We start from the raw sequence: 18,260 nt of genomic DNA on the forward strand, positions 1-18,260 counted from the left end.
ATAGTCCAAAATATATCAATATGTTTAAGAATCCTAGAGTTTCTTTATTAATTGGAATACTTTGTATTTCGATTTTTCCTGTTTTAATAAAGTTAAACCTAACTCCAAGTCTGATTAGCGCGTTTTATCGCATGTTTATTGCTGCTATTGTAATTTTACCTTTCGCCATAATAACTAAGCGTTTAGAATTATATGACTTTAAGACAATGGCCCTTATTGCTTTGGGGGGAGTTTTCTTTGGTTCGGATATAGCCGTTTGGAATTATGCTATAGTAGGTTCAACTGCTACTCAAGCCACTTTACTTACCAATTTAGCCCCTGTATGGGTTGGGGTTGGGAGTTACTTTTTTATGAGTAATAAACCCTCTGCCAACTTTTGGATTGGAACTGTATTTGCTTTAGTTGGTATGGTTGTTTTAGTGGGTGTAGATGTGTTTATTGATCTTTCATTCAACCTGCCTTTTTTAATGGGAATACTCTCTGGTATTCTATACGCTTGTTATATTTTAGTTAGTAAACTGGTTTTAGATAAAGTAGATGTTATCCCATTTATGAGTTATAGCTTAACCTTTTCTTCCATTTTCTTGGCCTTAATTAATCTTTTTATGGGGTCTGAGTTTACTGGTTTTTCCTCTATGGGTTGGTTGACTTTAATTATTCAAGGACTTGTTTGTCAATTATTAGCTTGGTTTTGTATTAGCTACGCCACTAAAAGCATGAGAGCAACTAGGGTATCCCTTAGTCTTTTAAGTCAAGTACTTTTCTCAGGATTATTGGCTTGGTTTTTTATAGACGAGACCATTACCTACAATATGTTAATTGGAGGAGTGATTTTACTTTTTGGTATTGCTATTACTTTTTATAACAAACCACTAATTGGCAAAAAATCTTAAAACCAAATCCCGCTGTTTTTAATAATTACATAAATACCAATTCCCAAAAAGAAAAGAGAAGTAACAATCTTTATAAAAGTAGAGGCGAGAAAGCCTAAAAAGGATCCAATAGCCGCTTTAAAGGCTCGATCAACTTTAGTTGGCTCATAGATTATTTCCCCTATAAAGGCCCCTATAAAAGGTCCTAGTATAAAACCTATTGGAGGGATAAATAATCCTACCACAAGGCCTATATTAGTACCCCAAACACCATATTTACTACCTCCAAATCTTTTAGTGCCCTGGGCGGGAATGACATAATCTAAGACAGTTATAGCAATGGTAATTATTAAGGTAATCCATAGGATTGTTGGATTCATTTGTATATCTTTCACTAAATAAAGACTCAAAAAGCCTAGCCAGCTAATTGGCAACCCTGGTAAAGCAGGAAGTATACTTCCCACAATGCCAAATATTAACAGCACAATGCTTAGTAGTAATAGAAAGTATTCCATTGTTTTTTTTTGTATTTTTGATGATTAAATATAAGATATTAAACCTTATTAATGTACATGAATAAGTTAATAGTGTTAGTCTTTTTATCCTTTTTTATAATTGGCTGTGACTTTAATGTCTCCCAGGAAATAGAAAGGGATAAACTTTTGCACAGTGAATTGACAAAAGTAGATTGGAATAAGGTAGATACTTATCCCAGTACTCCAAGTTGTGATACTATTTCGGATGTCGACAGAAAAAAAGAATGCTTTTATGCTTTTATGACTGCCGAGTTGCAAAGTAGATTAAGTCAAGATACCCTAAAGGGAAGCTTTCAAGCTTTAGATACTTTGCATGTTTTAGTTAAAATCAGTTGGGATAATAATGTCTCTTTCCAATTATTACCTCTAGTGGATAGTTTAAAAATGCAAAATGTTGCATTAGATAGTCTGGTTAAAATAAAAACCAGAGATTTCCCTTTGGTTTATCCTGCAACTAAACAAGGAATAACGGTTAACAGTGAATTTATATTGCCTATTGTTTTGGTTAAGCAATAGAACTAGGTTTTGTTTTAACTTTAAAAGACAGGACAAAAAAGCTACCAATACTTATAGGTAAGACGATATTCAAGATCCATATTAAAGTTGCTACTAATGCTACAATCCACTGGTTTACTCCCAGAGTTGTGAAGATGAACATGGCTATACTTCCTTTTACTGCAAATTCTAAAAACTGGAAGTTAGGCAAGGAGGAAGCTAACAGATAAATGGCTGCTACAGCACAGAATAATTCTATATATGGAAGCTCTACTCCTAATATATAATACAATAAGATATATTGATGAGTAAAGGATAAATAGCGCAATAAAGCTAAAAACATATTTTTTCTATGTGCTTTTTTAGGTATTTTTTGCAGGCTACTTATAAGGGTTTGTATAGAATACCCCTTAATAGTAAAATGTCTAATACTGAAGATTAGCAGTAGTAATACCAGTATAATACCATATAGAGTATAAAGGTAAGAGTTAGGAATTATAGGATGTATATTATTTAATATAGTCAAACCAAATAGACCAAATACAATAGCGTAAATTACCTGTATACCATTACAAACCATATTTAAGAAGATAACTCTAGAGGTATCTTTTTTATCAAAATAAAGAGCCTTTCCCGCATATTCTCCAATTCCATTGGGTGTGAATATTCCCAGAGTAAGTGCACTTAAAACTTGGCGAGTTGCCATGCCAAGGCTTACTGGTCGAATCAAAGAGGACAAGTTCTGCCATTTTAGAATTTCTACAAAACGGTTGGAGAAAGTCAATAGAGCTACACCTATAAGTGGGATAGTATTTTTCTTTTGCTCTAATACTTCTAATAGAATAGCTAGATCTAGAGTTTTGTCATTAGACAATTGGTTATAGATATAGTAAATAGCGGCTAGGACCACTAATATTTTGATTAGAAGTACTAAGAATTGCTTAGTTTTGTCAGATAGTATTTTCATCCTTGCAAAGAAAGAGAATATTTTTATGCTTATCGTTAAATTGAACAAAAAAATAATAATTTGGCCCACGAGAGAATCATTTTAGGAATCGATCCAGGAACCACTATAATGGGTTTTGGTATAATAAAAGTTGTGAACAAAAAAATGGAATTTGTTCAATTAAATGAACTTCAATTGCAAAAAGTAACGGATCCTTTTACTAAGCTAAAAAAGATTTTTGAACGTACTATTGAGCTAATTGATACCCATCATCCCGATGAAATCGCCATTGAAGAGCCTTTCTTTGGGGTGAATGTTCAATCTATGTTAAAGCTAGGAAGAGCTCAGGGAGTGGCAATTGCTGCTGGGCTCTCTAGAAGTATTCCTATTACAACTTACGAGCCAAAGAAAATAAAAATGGCTGTTACAGGTAATGGTAACGCTAGTAAAGAGCAAGTGGCAAAAATGCTGCAACAGCTTCTTCATTTAAAAGAATTACCAAAGAATTTAGATAGTACCGATGGGCTTGCGGCTGCGGTTTGTCATTTTTTCAATTCTAATAGAGTAGTTGGAAAGACAAGCTACTCTGGTTGGGATGCTTTTGTTAAACAAAATCAAGATAGAATTAAAAAATAATGGCTGGAATTTATATACATATACCATTTTGTAAGCAGGCATGTCATTATTGTGATTTCCATTTTTCAACCTCTTTGAAGAATAACCAAGGTATGCTCGATGCTATTGCTAAGGAAATGCAAATAAGGGCAAGTAGTTTACAAGGTAAAATCATTGATACCATCTATTTTGGAGGTGGTACTCCAAGTATTTTAGAGGTCGAGCAAATAAATACGTTAATTGATAAGGTACATGCTTTATTTGAAGTAAATCCTAATGCGGAGATCACTCTAGAGGCAAATCCAGATGATTTAGATTTAGCTACAATTATAAAGTTAGCCGATTCAAAAGTAAACCGATTGAGTATAGGGGTGCAGAGTTTCGATCAAAAGGATTTAGAAATGATGAATAGAGCCCATAATCAAGGACAAGCAATCGAATCTTTAGAGAATGCTAGTAAATATTTTGATAATATTTCAGTAGATTTAATTTATGGTATTCCTGGGCTTAGTAATGATAGATGGCGTGAGAATATTCAAAGAGTTGTGGATTTAGGGATTAAGCATATTTCGTGCTATGCCTTAACTGTGGAGCCTAGAACTGCTCTGAATAAATTAATTCAAAAGGGAGTAATTCCAATGCCTGAAGAGGATCAAGCTCATGAACACTTTGTGATCTTAATGGATACACTAAAAAAAATGGGTTACCAACACTATGAACTCTCTAATTTTAGTATGCCAGGATATCATTCTAAAAATAATACTGCCTATTGGTTAGGAAAAGTTTATTTGGGATTAGGACCTTCTGCACATAGCTTTGATGGAGAATCAAGGAGTTGGAATATCGCCAACAATAACTTATATATTAAAGGGGTAGAAAGCTCAGAATTACGTTTTGAAAAAGAACATCTTTCACTAGCGGATCGTTATAATGAGTATATTATGACTGGACTTCGAACCATTTGGGGAGTGGACACTTTAAGAATAGCAGAAGATTTTGGTAAGACTTTTCAAGATTATGTTCTTCAAGGTGCTCAAAAGCATATAAATAGTGGTTTAATGCACTTGGAGAACGGAGTTTTAACCATAACAGATCAAGGTAAATTTTTAAGTGATGGACTTGCAAGTGATTTATTTTGGACCAAATAAAAGGTATTACTATGAAAGCAACTATAGAGTATAATGCGACTACATACAATATTGACTTGTCTTGTGCATTGGATTTGAGTATTGAACTTCAAGGCAACCAAAACAATCCCATTGCTTGGTATTTATCCGAACCAAGTATTTTACCAGTTAAAATAGGGGATTGGGTAGGAGAAGTTAAAAGCGGTAGTTCTTCTACCAATTTTAATACTATAACAGTTAATCCCCATGCTCATGCTACCCATACAGAATGTCTTGGACATATTACCTTAGAAAAGTATTCTATAAATGATCATTTAAAGGATTTCTTTTTTCTTAGTCAATTGGTAAGTGTTTATCCAAAATACCAGGATAAAGAACAGGATCAAGTTATCACATTAGAACAAATTGAAGCCCTGTGGGTGGATAAAGGACAAAGTGCTTTCATAATACGTACTCTACCCAATAATAATGATAAAAAAAGCAAAAAATACTCTCATACTAATCCGCCTTATTTATCTTGGGAGGTTGCTGAATTTTTAAAGGAAAAAGGAATTAAACACCTACTGGTAGATCTGCCAAGTGTGGATAAAGAAAAAGATGATGGAGCACTTTTAGCGCATCGCGCATTTTGGAATATTACCCAAATAGATCCATTGAACCGTACTGCTCGCTTAGATGCTACTATTACGGAGTTGATTTACGTAGAAGATAAAATCAAGGATGGTTTTTATTTTTTAAATCTTCAAGTAGCCTCTATTGCTAATGATGCAAGTTTAAGTCGGCCAGTCTTATTTAAGATAGAACAGTAAAAGGGTTTTGCATACAAAAGAGAGTTATCTTTTGTATGCAAAGTATTTTACCCGTGTATTTGCTCTTTGTTACCGTAACTTTGTATAAGGTTACCTTCAAACTCTAACCATTCTTTCCATCTTTTGTCTACATCTACCTTCTCGGTGTATTTTCTAGCAAAATTTAAAAAAGTAGTATAGTGATTAGCCTCAGAAACCATTAGGTCATAATAGAATTTTGCTAACTCAGGATCTTGAATGTTTTGATGAAGAACTCTAAAACGCTCACAACTTCTTGCTTCAATCATTGCAGCAAACAATAGTCTGTCGATAAATGCATCATTTCGACTTCCATCTTTTTTACAAAATTTATAAAGTTGATTTACATAGTCATCTTTACGCTCTCTTCCTAAAGTATATCCTCTGTCCTTGATGATTTGATGTACCATTCTAAAATGTTCCATTTCTTCAATAGCAATATTTGTCATTTCATCTACTAAATCTGGATATTCAGAGTTATAGGTGATAATAGTAATTGCATTGGTTGCTGCTTTTTGTTCACACCAACAATGGTCTGTTAGAATCTCCTCTAAGTTTGATTCAGCGATATTTGCCCATCTTGGGTCAGTCAATAATTTTAATCCTAGCATAATCCGTTTCTTTTATGCAAAAATACTAAATATTATATAGATTAAAAATGAGTGTATTCCATCTATAGAAAGCGTATTTTTGCCTTTATGAATACAGCATTCCAAAATAAAAGAATTGTCATCTTGGCACAAGTGTGGCCAGAGAGTAGATCATCAGCTGCTGGAAAGCGCATGCTTCAGCTTATTGAAACTTTTCAGAGTTGGGATATGGAAATTTTTCTAAGCTCAACAGCTAATAAGAGTGAGTTTAGTGATGATTTAAGCCCTTTTAATGTAAAGGAGTTTGAGTTTTGGCTCAACGATTCAAGAACAGATCAGATCCTAAAAGATTTAGATCCAGATATTGTGTTATTTGATCGCTTTATGGTCGAGGAGCAATTTGGTTGGAAAGTCCAAGAGCAATGCCCAAGAGCAATGACGGTGCTAGATACAGAGGATTTACATTTTTTGCGTTATGCACGAGCTCAAATGTTTAAGGACAATGCAACGGATTTACAATCTTATTTATTTACCGATAGGACTAAAAGAGAATTAGCAAGTATCTTGCGTTGTGATCTTAGCCTACTTATAAGTGATTTCGAATATGATTTACTTATCAACACCTTTGAGGTGAAAAAGAGTCTACTTTTTGTGCTGCCTTTTTTGGAGGCACCTTTGCCAACACAAGAGATGGATAGTTGGTTGACTTATGAACAAAGGCAAGATTTAGTCTTTATTGGCAATTTTATTCATGAGCCTAATTGGCAAACGGTTTTATACATAAAAAAACACCTATGGCCTTTATTGAGAAAGCAATTGCCAGGTGTTAAGATGCATATTTATGGAGCTTATCCCTCCCAAAAGGTATGGGACTTACATAATGCTTCCCAAGGATTTTTAGTGCACGGTAGAGCTCAAGATGCCTTAGGGGTAATTGCCAAAGCTAGAATCATGTTAGCTCCAATTGTTTTTGGAGCTGGTATCAAAGGAAAGTTTATTGATGCCATTAGAGTAGGAACCCCTTCTATTAGTTCTGAAATTGGTGCAGAATCTATGGGGGATCAAACCATTTGGCCAGGATTTATAGCCAATACTCCAGAGGATTATGTACAAAAGACCCTTGAGCTATATACCAATAAAGAGTTGTGGCTAGAAAAGCAACATAAGGGCAAGGATATAATAGAAAAACTATATAATAAAACAAAGCATGCTTCTAATCTATACAATTGTTTAGAGAAAATATTTAAAAACTTAGAAAAACATAGACAAGAACATTTCTTAGCACAAGTTTTTAAACACCATAGTGCTTTAAGTTCAAAGTATATGGGATTGTGGATTGAAGCAAAAAATGCTTTAAAGTAACTACATAATAAAAAAGTCGGATTAGTGATCTAATCCGACTTTTACTTTTATAAACTATTTAGCTAATTCTGTGTAGTATTTGTAGAATAATGGAATAGTTTCAATACCTTTTAAATAATTAAATATTCCAAAATGTTCATTTGGTGAGTGGATTGCATCTGTGTCCAAACCAAAGCCCATCATAATACTTTTAGAGCCTAAAACCTCTTCAAATAAAGCAACAATTGGAATACTTCCTCCAGAGCGAACAGGAATTGGATCTACTCCAAAAGTATCTTTATATGCTTTTTCAGCTGCTTTATAACCAATAAAATCAATTGGAGTAACATAACCTTGTCCACCGTGGTGTGGAGTTACTTTTACTTTAACTGATTTTGGAGCTATACTTTCAAAGTGCTTCTTAAATAACTCAGTAATTTCCTCCCATTCTTGGTTTGGTACTAATCGCATAGATATTTTAGCAAATGCTTTACTTGCTATTACTGTTTTAGCACCTTCTCCTGTATATCCTCCCCAGATTCCATTTACGTCTAGTGTAGGGCGAATAGAGTTACGTTCATTTGTAGAGTAACCTGCCTCTCCATGTACATCTAAAATATCTAAATGTTCTTTGTAAGCATCCAAAGAGAATGGTCTTTTTGCCATTTGATCTCTTTCTTTTTGAGAAAGCTCTTCTACTTTATCGTAGAATCCAGGAATAGTAATTTTATTGTTTTCATCATGTAAAGATGCAATCATCTTAGTTAAGATGTTGATAGGGTTAGCAACCGCTCCACCGTATAAGCCTGAGTGAAGGTCACGGTTTGGTCCTGTTACTTCCACCTCTACGTAACTTAAACCACGTAAACCTGTAGTAATAGAAGGATGCTCATTAGAAATCATTCCAGTATCACTAATTAAAATTACGTCATTTTTAAGTTTCTCTTTGTGGTTTTTAATAAACCAACCTAGACTAACTGAACCTACTTCCTCTTCTCCTTCAATCATGAATTTGACATTACAAGGTAAGGTGTTTGTAGAAATCATATATTCTACAGCTTTAACATGCATAAACATCTGGCCTTTATCATCACAAGCTCCTCTTGCGAATATGGCTCCCTCTGGATGAATAGCTGTTTTTTTAATCACTGGTTCAAATGGGGGAGAGTCCCAAAGTTCAATTGGGTCTGCAGGTTGAACATCATAATGACCATAAACCAATACAGTAGGCAAAGCTGGATCGATTATTTTTTCAGCGTAAACAATAGGATATCCTGGTGTTTCACATATTTCAACGTTATCACATCCGATCTTTTCTAAATTTTCTTTTACAGCTTCTGCTGTATTGAAAACATCCTGTGAATAGGCACTGTCTGCACTTATAGAAGGCATTTTTAATAGTTCAATTAACTCATCTATAAGACGTTGTTTGTTTTCTTGAACAAATTGTTTTGAATCTTTCATTTTTTATAAAGGTAGATTGTTTTTGTAGTTACAAACATAAGCATAAAAAAAAATAAAGTTTTTCTTGCAGATTAAAAAAGTCATTGTATATTTGCAACGTCTTAAAGAAACCGAGACAGGTTTCTAACCAAGTGTTCGCGGGTATGGTGAAATTGGTAGACACGCCAGACTTAGGATCTGGTGCCGCAAGGTGTGAAGGTTCGACTCCTTTTACCCGCACAAAGCCTCTTCTATAACAGAAGAGGCTTTTTTTATTCCTTCTTTTTAAAGGTGAAAAAAAACTTTATTTTTTTTAAAATAAATATTGCACATTAAAAAACTAATAGTATATTTGCAACGTCTTAAAGAAACCAAGACAGGTTTCTAACCAAGCATTCGCGGGTATGGTGAAATTGGTAGACACGCCAGACTTAGGATCTGGTGCCGCAAGGTGTGAAGGTTCGACTCCTTTTACCCGCACAAAACCTCTTCTAAAACAGAAGAGGTTTTTTTTTATCCGTATTTTTCATTATACTACTAATTCCTAAGGAATAATTGATTTTGAATTAGTTATATTTACCTTAGATAGGATTATTTAATGTAATGCCAATTATATGGTTTTAGAGTATGATTTTTTTTGTAAATTCACACTTAAAATTGAATCGCTTTTTCATTAAAGCGTATTATTATAGGGAATTAAATCCATTGCATTGAATTTAAAAGCATTTTTTACCAAACTCTTACATTACGAGTTTTACGCAAGCCAGTCTATGTCCATAACCGTAGGAACTATTTTGTTTATTATAGTGACAGTTATTGTAACGCGTTATGCATTATATTTTTTAAGGAAGGCCATTTTGAAAATGGTTACTCCAGATGTGACAGCTCGTTTAAAGACAGTATTTAACTTTGTTAATTACTTTATTTATTTGATAATGTTTTTTTTCATTCTAAATGCTATTGGAATAAACATTACTTTAATTCTAACTACTTCTGCAGCCTTATTTGTAGGTTTAGGATTAGCGTTGCAAGATATTTTTCGAGATTTGATTGCTGGAATTTATATCATCATTGATAAGACTTTAAATGTTGGAGATGTTATTCAAATTAACAATGAGGTAGCCAGAGTTAGGTCTATCAGTTTGCGTTGTACTATTGTAGAGACTAGAAATAGAAAAAATATTGTAATACCTAACCGTAAGCTTATAGACGATGTGGTATATAACTGGACACATATGGACCCTGTTATTCGTGCTAAAATAGAAGTTGGGGTATATATTGGAACAGATCCAGAATTAGTTAAAGCAGTACTTCTTTCCTGTGTGGATAGTCATCCAAAAGTTTTAAAAAATCCAAAAAGCTTAGTATTTCTTCATGATTTTTCAGAGAGTACAGTTCGCTTTTATCTTTATTACTTTATCGATAGAGCTTTTGAAAATGATCGTATAGCTAGTGATATCCGCTATGAAATTGATCGTAAATTTAAACTTAATAATATTCCATTACCTGTTCCTGTTATTCGATTAGATAATCATAAAATGTAGATGGTTTATTTGTGTCATTTTAATTCTACAAAATAATAGGTATCATGTCAAAGTCAGATCCTAAGCAAAAAGACGTTGATTCAGCAATAAAGAAGATACGCAAAGCGCCTAGAAAAACTACTTCCACTACGGTTAAGAAAACAACAAGAAAAAGTCCTAGAAAAAAAGTGGCTCCAAAGAAGCCCACTAGTATGAAGCTTTATTTAAATAGAATAAAGTGGATTAGTATAATTGTGGGATTATTGGGTATTGGTATTTGGTTTGGAATTCATTTCAAGGAAGGAATTCAATACATATTACAAGATAATTCCAAAGGAGGTGGCCATAAAAGTCTCTATGATGTAAGGACCGTTGAGGTGCTATCTAGACATCAAGAAATGATGGTAGGATTTGATGTTTCCCATTACCAAGGAGTAATAGACTGGCCAAGTATTGATTCTATCGCTTCTTTGAAGCCTTTAGAGTTTGTATTCATTCGTGCTACAATGGGAGTGGATGGAGTGGATAAGGCTTTTAAGTTAAATTGGAAAGGGGCAAGGAGTAATCACTTTATTCGAGGTGCATATCATTATTACCGTCCGGATGAAAATTCTTTGCAACAAGCCAATAATTTCATTAAGAACGTTAAATTAAGTGAAGGAGATTTACCTCCTGTTTTAGATATAGAAGATTTACCAAAAAATCAAAGTATGGACTCTTTACGAAGTGGTTTACAAAGGTGGATTGCCACTGTAGAGAAACATTATAAAGTGAAACCTATTCTGTATTCCGGTGAACATTATTACACGAAAAATTTAAAAAAATGGTTCCCAGACCATATTTTATGGATCGCTAATTACAATTTTTTTGTAGAGGAAATTAAACCAGATTGGCATTTCTGGCAATTTAGTGAAAAGGGAATAATCCCAGGAATTGATACCAAAGTAGATTTAAATATTTATCAAGGAAATAAGACACAAATCAGAACAATGCTCATCAAGTAATTATTTGCTTTTTACATCCAAGGCGTCTCTTAGAGCATTTCCTATCATCATAAAGCTAACTACTACCAAAAACATTGCAAAGCCTGGGAATAGGGCTAAATAGGCTTTCCCTACTAGAATGTAATTATAATTTTCTTTAATCATAGCTCCCCAACTAGGGGTAGGTATTTGAGTACCTAGTCCTAAAAAACTTAGACCACTTTCCATAAGTATTGCTGAGGCAAAGTTTGCTGCACATATCACAATAATAGGGCTTAGGGTATTGGGCAAAATATGTTTGGACATAATACGCAAATCACTATAACCAAGAGCTTTTGCCGCAATGACATATTGTTGGCGTTTAATGCTTATTATTTGCCCTCTAATTACACGTGCAACTTCTACCCACATGGTTAACCCAACTGCTATGAAGACTTGCCAAAACCCCTTTCCTAGAGCTAGGGTTATAGCAATTACTAATAAAAGTGTTGGTATTGTCCAGAATATATTGATAATCCATAAAATAAACGCATCGATTTTCCCTCCATAATAACCTGCTATGCTTCCTAGGGTAATACCAATTAGTAAAGAAATACTCACTGCAACAAATCCAATGCTTAAAGAAACTCTTGAACCTAAAACTAAACGACTTAAAAAATCTCTTCCTTGATTATCTGTTCCCAGATAAAAAGTTTTGTCTTTTATTATTTTATTTAAAGGCGTGTTAGCAGGCCATAGATCTAGTGAGATAGAATCCATTTCTGTTCTTTGAATCCCGTTGGAGAAGCGTTGGTAGTAGATATTGTTTTTATCTATAAAGAAAGTGTCAATACTAATTGGAGAAACATAATTAGTACGTCCAATAAAATAGTCCTTAACACTAGCATTACTTTGTTGAGGTAATATAATTTGCTTAACACTAAATCCAGGTGATTTGGAGTGTAGGGCTAAATCACCACTATTTGCATTTTTACTCTTATCTGGTATGATAAAAAAAGCACCTAAAGAAAGTATAAATAATAGGATGATTATCCAAAAAGACAAAACGCCCCAAAAATTTGATTTGAATTTTTGGAGCGCTAGTCTGTTATGTGAATTTCTATTTGAAATCATTATTTAGTTTAATGGGTATAATTCAACTGAGCATCTATTTTTTTCATGCTACTAGGAGTCTTTTGAGACTGTAAGTCTTTTAATATATTAATTCCTTCTTCTACATAAACATCTGATTTTAGCATTTCATGCCATCTATCTCTTTTTAATTTAATTAAGGAATCTTCTTCTACTCTAATCATTTCACTTGGTAATGAAGCGAAATTAAGAGAGTTTTTATATTCAGAAATAGGTTTGAATTTTTTAGTGATCTCTTCTATTTCTTTTTGTTTTTCTTGGAATTTATCTAAGTTTAATGAGAAAGTCTTTTCATCTTTTCTTTGATTAATCCATTGTGCATTTTCATCAATTAAATTGAATTGTGCATTATCCAAGATACGTTTTTTACTCTTATCGATAACAGAAGAGAAGTCGTAATTATAAGGTACGTAGGCAGCACGCTCGATTTTATCCCAAGGCATTGCATTTTGTAAATCTCTTTCTCCCATATCAATATAAGAATAGCGATCTGGAAGTACAATATCACTTAGAACTCCTTCTTTTTGAGTGGAACCTCCATTAATTCTATAGAACTTTTGTAAGGTTACTTTTAGAGCTCCTAAATCCCCATATGGTTGTTTTTTTAATAGATCATTTAAGTCAATAAGGTTTTGAACTGTTCCTTTACCATAGGTGTGCTTACTTCCAATAACAATCCCTCTGTTATAATCTTGTATTGCGGCAGCGAAAATTTCTGAAGCTGATGCTGAGAAGTTATTTACTAAAACTACTAGTGGACCATCCCAAACAATTTCAGTGCGTTTATCATCTAAAACTTGTTGCTTGCCACGAGAGGCTTTTACTTGTACCACTGGCCCTGGTTTGGCAAATAATCCCACCATATCAACAACAGTAGATAAAGAACCACCACCGTTGTTTCTAAGGTCCATGATTATTCCGTCAATACCTTGTTCTTTTAATTCTATTATTTCTTTTTGAACATCTGTAAAGGCATTTCTCCTGTCTTTGTTTTCAAAATCAATGTAGAATTTAGGTAAGTGAATAATTCCATATTTTCTACCTTTATCTTCAATGATAGAACTCTTAGCATAGGTTTCTTCCATTTCAACTACTTCACGCATAATAGGCACTACTTTAATAGTTCCATCTATTTTTTTAATCGTTAAGTAAACCGTTGTTCCTTTTTTACCTTTAATCTGTTTTACTACATCATCTAATCTAACTCCAACGATATCGGTAGGTTCTTCATTTTTATTTTGGGCTACTTTTAAGATAATGTCTCCCACTTCGATTTCTTTACCTTTCCAAGCTGGACCTCCAGTAACAAGTTCGTTGATTTCAACACCTTCTGCTTTTTTGCGTAATACCGCTCCAATTCCTTCAAAGTTTCCGCTAATGCTTGCATCAAATCGATCTTTGTCCTCTGGTGCGAAATATAAGGTATGTGGGTCATATTGCTCCATGATAGAGTTGATGTATACAGTAAACCAATCTTTTCGCTCCAAATCTTTCATTGCATCAAAGTATTCTGCAAGTGATTTTCCAATAGATTCTCTGGCGTCTATTTCTAATTGCTCAAAAGATTTAATTTCTATTGGTTTTGCTTTTAAAGAGTCGTTTTGCACGCTAGTATCCTCACTATCTACAAAAATTGCTTCTTGTTCTGGTGTGTCAACCTCTATGATTTCTTGTTCTTGCGTAGTTTCTGACTCAGCATCTTGTTCTTTTTGTCTTTTTTCCTGTATTTTAAGGTTATCTGTAATAGTAGATAAAGCATTTAACTTAAGTTGTCTAGCCCATCTTTGCTTTAATTCCTCGCGGTCCTTAGCAAAGGCTAAATTTTCATAATCTGCATCAAATTCTTCATCAATAGTAAAGTCAAATGGCGTAGCTAAAACCTCTTGGTAAATCTGTTCCGATTCAGCCATTCTTTGTTCGATACGTTTTTGAGTTAAATCAAAAAAAGATAAATCCTTTAATTGAATCATATCGTCAATTAAAAGTTCATATACAGCAAATTCGTCTACGTCGGATTGAAGTAGATATCTCTTCATAGGATCGATTGCTTCTAAGTAGGATTTATATACGTTTTGTGAGAATTCATCGTCTATTTTTGCAGGGTCATAATGTGTTTGCTCTAAAAGATAAGTTACTAACTCTAGTAATAATTGGTCTTTTTCAGGACTATCTTTCGGATCTTTCGGCATAAAACTCCATAGCACTGCCGATACTCCTAAGAGAAGTAATATAACTTTAAAATTCTTTTTCATAAACAGCCAAATAGTATTCATTAAATAGTTTTCATCTAAAGTAATTAAAAAAGCAAAGATATAGATGCAATAGGAGATAATTATTTGTTAAAGAGATATGTTTTTGTTCCACTAGAGGTTAACTTGGCTATAGAAAGCTTTTAAAGTGAATTATGCTAAAGTTATAATTAGTAAATTTGCTTGAGTTAAAAATATAAAGATGAAGAAAAAACCACTAATATTAGTTACAAACGACGATGGAATTACAGCTCCTGGGATGAGAGCACTTATTGAGGTAATGAAAGAGCTTGGGGAAGTTGTTGTTGTAGCACCAGATAAAGCTCAGTCAGGAATGGGACATGCAATGACTTTAAATGATACATTGACTTTAGAAAAAGTAGATATCGATAAGGACATAGAGGTAGAGTACGCTTGTTCTGGGACACCAGTGGATTGTGTAAAGATTGCTTTAAGTCAGATTTTAGATCGTAAACCTGATTTATGTGTTTCAGGGGTTAATCACGGATCCAACTCCTCCATTAATGTTATTTATTCGGGTACGATGAGTGCAGCACTGGAAGCTGGAATGAGTGGAATACCTGCTATTGGTTTTTCTTTATTAGACTTTAGCTGGGACGCTGATTTTGATCAAATCAAACCTTTTATAAAGAATATAACCCAAAAAGCACTGGAAAATGGTATTCCTACTGATGTAGTTTTAAATGTAAACTTCCCTAAATTATTAACCCAAGAAATAAAAGGAGTTAAAGTTTGTCGACAAGCAAAGGCTACTTGGAATGAAGAATTTGATAAAAGGGTTTCTCCACATGGAAAGGAATATTACTGGTTAAAGGGAGAGTTTGTAAATTTCGATAAAGGGGAAGATACCGATGAATGGGCTTTACACAATGGATATATCTCTGTTGTTCCTGTACATTTTGATTTAACTGCTTACCATAGTATTAATCGTTTAAATGATTGGGATTTATAATGAAATCAAAAATTAATCAACTACTTATAGGTTTTTTTAGTGCTTTACTAGTAACTATTATAGGGAGTGAACTCTATTTAAGGGTTTTCACTCATTTTGACTTTTTTTTAGATTTTGAATTTATTGTCAAAGCAAAAATGCTTGGCAAGGTAATTGCAATTGGGTCTATTTGTAATTTATTATTATTTAGTGTTTTTATAAATAAAAAGTTAGATAATTACGCCAATGGCTGTATTTTAGCCGTTATAATTTTAACCATTGTAACCCTAGTATTTTAGATGAGGTATTACATTATAGCAGGAGAGGCTTCTGGAGACTTACACGGCTCGAATTTAATTAAGGCTATCAAGAAAAATGATTCTAGTGCGGTAATCCGTGCCTGGGGAGGTGACTTAATGCAAGATCAAGGTGCTCAATTAGTTAAGCATTATAAGGATTTGGCATTTATGGGTTTTATTGAAGTGATTCAAAACTTAGGTACTATTTTGAAAAATATATCTTTTTGTAAAAAAGATATATTAGAATTCAAACCAGATGTGTTAATATTTATTGATTACCCTGGATTTAATATGCGTATTGCAAAATGGGCAAAGCAATTAGGTATACCTACCCATTACTATATTTCTCCTCAAATTTGGGCGTGGAAAGAAAATAGGATTAAAGCCATTAAAAGAGATGTGGATTATATGTATGTAATCCTACCTTTTGAAAAAGATTTTTACCAAGTTAAACATAACTTCCCAGTTACTTTTGTGGGACACCCATTAATCGATGCTATCGATAATTATAAGATTAATTATAAAGGTGATTTCAGAAAAGAAAACAATTTAGATGATAGGCCTATTATAGCTTTATTACCAGGAAGTAGAAAACAAGAGATTAGTAAGCTACTCGAACAAATGTTGGCAGTAGTTGAATTTTACCCTCAGTATCAGTTTGTTATAGCGGGTGCTCCAGGGCAAAATAAAGAATTTTACGCTAATTTTATAAAAAATTCAAATATTACAGTTGTCTTTAATCAGACCTATGCTTTACTCAATCAAGCTTACGCAGCCCTTGTAACTAGTGGGACTGCCACACTTGAAACAGCTCTTTTTAGAGTGCCTCAAGTAGTTTTATATAAAGGAAATGAAATTTCTTTTCAGATTGCTAAGCGAATAATTACTTTGAAATTTATATCTTTAGTGAATCTTATCATGGATAAAGAATTAGTTGTGGAATTAATTCAGAAAGATTGTAATCCAAATAGGATAAAAAAAGAGTTAGATAAAATTCTTCAAACACCTTATAGAACTAACTTATTAGCAGAGTATGATCAATTGATTAATAAGTTAGGGGGAAGTGGAGCTAGTGAGATAACTGCTTTGAAGATAATTGAAAACAGTACTATTACGGATAAATAAACTTTAATTTATGGCAAATTTAATTGGTTTAGCAGTCGGCTTTCTATGCACTACAGGTTTAACTATTGGTAGTGTAAATGCAGCAAATGGTAATTTGGAGCAGTTAGATAATTTTAAAATAGAGAAGTTAGAATCGTCTTATAATGATCCTAAGAAGATAACTGTTTTAACCCAGAGTAAAGACCAGGATAAAGAGCTGCAAGAACAATTAGATAGCCTTTTAGAGGAGTTTATGTCACAAATGGATCAAAGAGAAGTAGAGCTTTCTTTTGTTTCTAGTCAAATTATAAATTCTGCTTTTGATTTCTACGGTGTACGCTACCGTTATGGTGGTACAACAGAAAATGGAATTGACTGCTCTGGATTAGTTTTAAATGCTTTTTCTCAAGCTAGTATAGATTTACCTAGACGTTCTTTAGATATGGCTAAGGTAGGGGAACAGGTTAAAAAGGTAGATGCTCAGAAAGGAGATCTTATTTTCTTTAAGACTAAGGGAAGCCGTATTAATCATGTAGGTATTATTACAGAAGTATCTCAAGATGAAATCAAATTTATTCATTCCTCTACAACCAGAGGAGTAATTGTTTCTTCTACTAAAGAAAATTACTACCATAATAGATTTGTTCAAATCAATCGAGTTTTAGATAAATATAGTATTTAATCCTTGTGGGATTATTTCGAAATAAGATATAAAAAAAGGGCTATCTCATCGAGATAGCCCTTTTTTATGGGAATATATATTATAATTTTGGTGCTAATTCTGTAGGAGTTTTATACCCGACAATAACTTCACTTACATTTAAATCATTTCCTAAAATTACCATAGAAGGGTAACCAGGGATATTTAAAAACTTAGTGAATTCATGCGTAGCATTTCTTCCTTTGCGATTTGCATCATAATTTGGATTAGTGTACTGTTGTCCTTTGTAATTAATTGTCTCTGTACCTTCAGCATCAAATTTTACTGCATTATACTTTGTATTAATTAATTCAACAATAGCTGGGTCACTAAAGGTATTCTTATCTAACATTTTACAAGGTCCACACCATGCTGTATAAGCATCCATGAAAATTGGTTTACCGTTTTTCTTTTGAGCTTCCACTGCTTGGTCAAAAGTCATCCAGTTAATCTCTTGAGCATATGCTCCTAAAGAAAGAAGAGATACTGCTAAAAATAAAAATATTTTTCTCATAGTATTTAATTTT

Annotated in this window: 19 protein-coding genes and 2 tRNA genes; 14 read left to right on the forward strand and 7 right to left on the reverse strand. The window is 33.2% G+C overall.

The window, feature by feature from the left end:
• The first annotated feature begins 20 nt into the window (after window positions 1-20).
• Window positions 21-893 carry a DMT family transporter gene (locus ACYSNM_RS00805; RefSeq protein WP_461755221.1) on the forward strand — a complete coding sequence of 291 codons (873 nt, stop codon included), beginning with the start codon at window positions 21-23 and terminating at the stop codon, window positions 891-893.
• On the opposite strand, the gene ACYSNM_RS00810 is transcribed toward ACYSNM_RS00805, so the two are convergent.
• Entirely contained in the window at window positions 890-1,387 is a 498-nt protein-coding gene (locus tag ACYSNM_RS00810) for a DUF456 domain-containing protein (protein WP_461755222.1), read from the reverse strand. The two genes, ACYSNM_RS00805 and ACYSNM_RS00810, sit on opposite strands and share 4 nt — an antisense overlap.
• A gap of 57 nt (window positions 1,388-1,444) precedes the next feature.
• Between ACYSNM_RS00810 and ACYSNM_RS00815 the strand changes: the two genes are divergently transcribed.
• Window positions 1,445-1,924 carry a hypothetical protein gene (locus ACYSNM_RS00815; protein WP_461755223.1) on the forward strand — a complete coding sequence of 160 codons (480 nt, stop codon included), beginning with the start codon at window positions 1,445-1,447 and terminating at the stop codon, window positions 1,922-1,924.
• On the opposite strand, the gene ACYSNM_RS00820 is transcribed toward ACYSNM_RS00815, so the two are convergent.
• A complete protein-coding gene (locus ACYSNM_RS00820) occupies window positions 1,914-2,870 on the reverse strand; it encodes a hypothetical protein (protein ID WP_461755224.1) in 957 nt (318 codons plus the stop codon). The two genes, ACYSNM_RS00815 and ACYSNM_RS00820, sit on opposite strands and share 11 nt — an antisense overlap.
• 60 nt (window positions 2,871-2,930) lie before the next feature.
• Between ACYSNM_RS00820 and ruvC the strand changes: the two genes are divergently transcribed.
• The 3 genes from ruvC to ACYSNM_RS00835 are packed head-to-tail and all read left to right on the forward strand — an operon-like array spanning window position 2,931 to window position 5,400.
• Window positions 2,931-3,485 (forward strand): crossover junction endodeoxyribonuclease RuvC, encoded by a 555-nt coding sequence (ruvC, locus tag ACYSNM_RS00825; RefSeq protein ID WP_461755225.1) that lies wholly within the window; start codon window positions 2,931-2,933, stop codon window positions 3,483-3,485.
• Entirely contained in the window at window positions 3,485-4,612 is a 1,128-nt protein-coding gene (hemW, locus tag ACYSNM_RS00830; RefSeq protein WP_461755226.1) for a radical SAM family heme chaperone HemW, read from the forward strand. The genes ruvC and hemW overlap by 1 nt, the downstream gene beginning before the upstream one ends.
• Before the next feature lie 11 nt (window positions 4,613-4,623).
• Window positions 4,624-5,400 carry a cyclase family protein gene (locus ACYSNM_RS00835; RefSeq protein ID WP_461755227.1) on the forward strand — a complete coding sequence of 259 codons (777 nt, stop codon included), beginning with the start codon at window positions 4,624-4,626 and terminating at the stop codon, window positions 5,398-5,400.
• A gap of 47 nt (window positions 5,401-5,447) precedes the next feature.
• Here the strand turns inward: ACYSNM_RS00835 and ACYSNM_RS00840 are convergent, their stop codons facing one another.
• Window positions 5,448-6,029 (reverse strand): MiaE family protein, encoded by a 582-nt coding sequence (locus ACYSNM_RS00840; RefSeq protein WP_461752666.1) that lies wholly within the window; start codon window positions 6,027-6,029, stop codon window positions 5,448-5,450.
• Between the two features lie 87 nt (window positions 6,030-6,116).
• Here ACYSNM_RS00840 and ACYSNM_RS00845 point away from each other — a divergent pair, with 87 nt between their 5' ends.
• Complete coding sequence (locus tag ACYSNM_RS00845; protein ID WP_461755228.1) at window positions 6,117-7,370, forward strand: glycosyltransferase; 1,254 nt, start codon at window positions 6,117-6,119, stop codon at window positions 7,368-7,370.
• 54 nt (window positions 7,371-7,424) lie between these two features.
• Here ACYSNM_RS00845 and ACYSNM_RS00850 read toward each other — a convergent pair whose 3' ends face one another.
• Entirely contained in the window at window positions 7,425-8,813 is a 1,389-nt protein-coding gene (locus ACYSNM_RS00850) for a dipeptidase (RefSeq protein WP_461755229.1), read from the reverse strand.
• A gap of 137 nt (window positions 8,814-8,950) precedes the next feature.
• On the opposite strand from ACYSNM_RS00850, the gene ACYSNM_RS00855 reads away from it, so the two are divergent.
• From ACYSNM_RS00855 to ACYSNM_RS00870, 4 genes are all read left to right on the forward strand, one after another.
• Window positions 8,951-9,032, forward strand: a tRNA-Leu gene (locus ACYSNM_RS00855).
• Between the two features lie 158 nt (window positions 9,033-9,190).
• Window positions 9,191-9,272: transfer RNA gene (locus tag ACYSNM_RS00860), tRNA-Leu, on the forward strand.
• Window positions 9,273-9,562: 290 nt separating this feature from the next.
• A complete protein-coding gene (locus ACYSNM_RS00865; RefSeq protein WP_461755230.1) occupies window positions 9,563-10,336 on the forward strand; it encodes a mechanosensitive ion channel family protein in 774 nt (257 codons plus the stop codon).
• A 191-nt stretch (window positions 10,337-10,527) separates the two neighbouring features.
• Entirely contained in the window at window positions 10,528-11,319 is a 792-nt protein-coding gene (locus ACYSNM_RS00870) for a glycoside hydrolase family 25 protein (RefSeq protein ID WP_461755429.1), read from the forward strand.
• On the opposite strand, the gene ACYSNM_RS00875 is transcribed toward ACYSNM_RS00870, so the two are convergent.
• On the reverse strand, window positions 11,320-12,411 hold the full coding sequence (locus ACYSNM_RS00875; RefSeq protein WP_461755231.1) for an ABC transporter permease: 1,092 nt from the start codon (window positions 12,409-12,411) through the stop codon (window positions 11,320-11,322).
• Window positions 12,412-12,419: 8 nt separating this feature from the next.
• Window positions 12,420-14,702 (reverse strand): carboxy terminal-processing peptidase, encoded by a 2,283-nt coding sequence (locus ACYSNM_RS00880; RefSeq protein ID WP_461755232.1) that lies wholly within the window; start codon window positions 14,700-14,702, stop codon window positions 12,420-12,422.
• A 178-nt stretch (window positions 14,703-14,880) separates the two neighbouring features.
• Here ACYSNM_RS00880 and surE point away from each other — a divergent pair, with 178 nt between their 5' ends.
• Genes surE through ACYSNM_RS00900 form a run of 4 tightly spaced genes read left to right on the forward strand, consistent with a single transcriptional unit; the run spans window position 14,881 to window position 17,715 of the window.
• On the forward strand, window positions 14,881-15,651 hold the full coding sequence (gene surE, locus ACYSNM_RS00885) for a 5'/3'-nucleotidase SurE (protein WP_461755233.1): 771 nt from the start codon (window positions 14,881-14,883) through the stop codon (window positions 15,649-15,651).
• Window positions 15,651-15,929, forward strand: coding sequence for a hypothetical protein (locus ACYSNM_RS00890; protein WP_461755234.1), 279 nt, complete (start codon window positions 15,651-15,653; stop codon window positions 15,927-15,929). Before surE ends, ACYSNM_RS00890 begins: the two co-directional genes overlap by 1 nt.
• On the forward strand, window positions 15,930-17,054 hold the full coding sequence (lpxB, locus tag ACYSNM_RS00895; RefSeq protein WP_461755235.1) for a lipid-A-disaccharide synthase: 1,125 nt from the start codon (window positions 15,930-15,932) through the stop codon (window positions 17,052-17,054).
• Between the two features lie 10 nt (window positions 17,055-17,064).
• Window positions 17,065-17,715, forward strand: a complete 651-nt coding sequence (locus tag ACYSNM_RS00900; RefSeq protein ID WP_461755236.1) for a C40 family peptidase — start codon at window positions 17,065-17,067, stop codon at window positions 17,713-17,715.
• Window positions 17,716-17,794: 79 nt separating this feature from the next.
• Here ACYSNM_RS00900 and ACYSNM_RS00905 read toward each other — a convergent pair whose 3' ends face one another.
• On the reverse strand, window positions 17,795-18,247 hold the full coding sequence (locus ACYSNM_RS00905; RefSeq protein ID WP_461752656.1) for a thioredoxin family protein: 453 nt from the start codon (window positions 18,245-18,247) through the stop codon (window positions 17,795-17,797).
• Between the last annotated feature and the right edge of the window lie 13 nt (window positions 18,248-18,260).

The sequence above is a fragment of the Myroides sp. LJL116 genome, from assembly GCF_054871685.1.

Excerpts from the sequence above, each read along its gene's own strand:
- ACYSNM_RS00805 (WP_461755221.1), top strand. The coding sequence starts at position 21 with ATGTTTAAGAATCCTAGAGTTTCTTTATTAATTGGAATACTTTGTATT.
- ACYSNM_RS00810 (WP_461755222.1), bottom strand. The coding sequence starts at position 1,387 with ATGGAATACTTTCTATTACTACTAAGCATTGTGCTGTTAATATTTGGC.
- ACYSNM_RS00815 (WP_461755223.1), top strand. The coding sequence starts at position 1,445 with ATGAATAAGTTAATAGTGTTAGTCTTTTTATCCTTTTTTATAATTGGC.
- ACYSNM_RS00820 (WP_461755224.1), bottom strand. The coding sequence starts at position 2,870 with ATGAAAATACTATCTGACAAAACTAAGCAATTCTTAGTACTTCTAATC.
- hemW (WP_461755226.1), top strand. The coding sequence starts at position 3,485 with ATGGCTGGAATTTATATACATATACCATTTTGTAAGCAGGCATGTCAT.
- ACYSNM_RS00835 (WP_461755227.1), top strand. The coding sequence starts at position 4,624 with ATGAAAGCAACTATAGAGTATAATGCGACTACATACAATATTGACTTG.
- ACYSNM_RS00840 (WP_461752666.1), bottom strand. The coding sequence starts at position 6,029 with ATGCTAGGATTAAAATTATTGACTGACCCAAGATGGGCAAATATCGCT.
- ACYSNM_RS00845 (WP_461755228.1), top strand. The coding sequence starts at position 6,117 with ATGAATACAGCATTCCAAAATAAAAGAATTGTCATCTTGGCACAAGTG.
- ACYSNM_RS00850 (WP_461755229.1), bottom strand. The coding sequence starts at position 8,813 with ATGAAAGATTCAAAACAATTTGTTCAAGAAAACAAACAACGTCTTATA.
- ACYSNM_RS00865 (WP_461755230.1), top strand. The coding sequence starts at position 9,563 with ATGTCCATAACCGTAGGAACTATTTTGTTTATTATAGTGACAGTTATT.
- ACYSNM_RS00870 (WP_461755429.1), top strand. The coding sequence starts at position 10,528 with ATGAAGCTTTATTTAAATAGAATAAAGTGGATTAGTATAATTGTGGGA.
- ACYSNM_RS00875 (WP_461755231.1), bottom strand. The coding sequence starts at position 12,411 with ATGATTTCAAATAGAAATTCACATAACAGACTAGCGCTCCAAAAATTC.
- ACYSNM_RS00880 (WP_461755232.1), bottom strand. The coding sequence starts at position 14,702 with ATGAATACTATTTGGCTGTTTATGAAAAAGAATTTTAAAGTTATATTA.
- surE (WP_461755233.1), top strand. The coding sequence starts at position 14,881 with ATGAAGAAAAAACCACTAATATTAGTTACAAACGACGATGGAATTACA.
- ACYSNM_RS00890 (WP_461755234.1), top strand. The coding sequence starts at position 15,651 with ATGAAATCAAAAATTAATCAACTACTTATAGGTTTTTTTAGTGCTTTA.
- lpxB (WP_461755235.1), top strand. The coding sequence starts at position 15,930 with ATGAGGTATTACATTATAGCAGGAGAGGCTTCTGGAGACTTACACGGC.
- ACYSNM_RS00900 (WP_461755236.1), top strand. The coding sequence starts at position 17,065 with ATGGCAAATTTAATTGGTTTAGCAGTCGGCTTTCTATGCACTACAGGT.
- ACYSNM_RS00905 (WP_461752656.1), bottom strand. The coding sequence starts at position 18,247 with ATGAGAAAAATATTTTTATTTTTAGCAGTATCTCTTCTTTCTTTAGGA.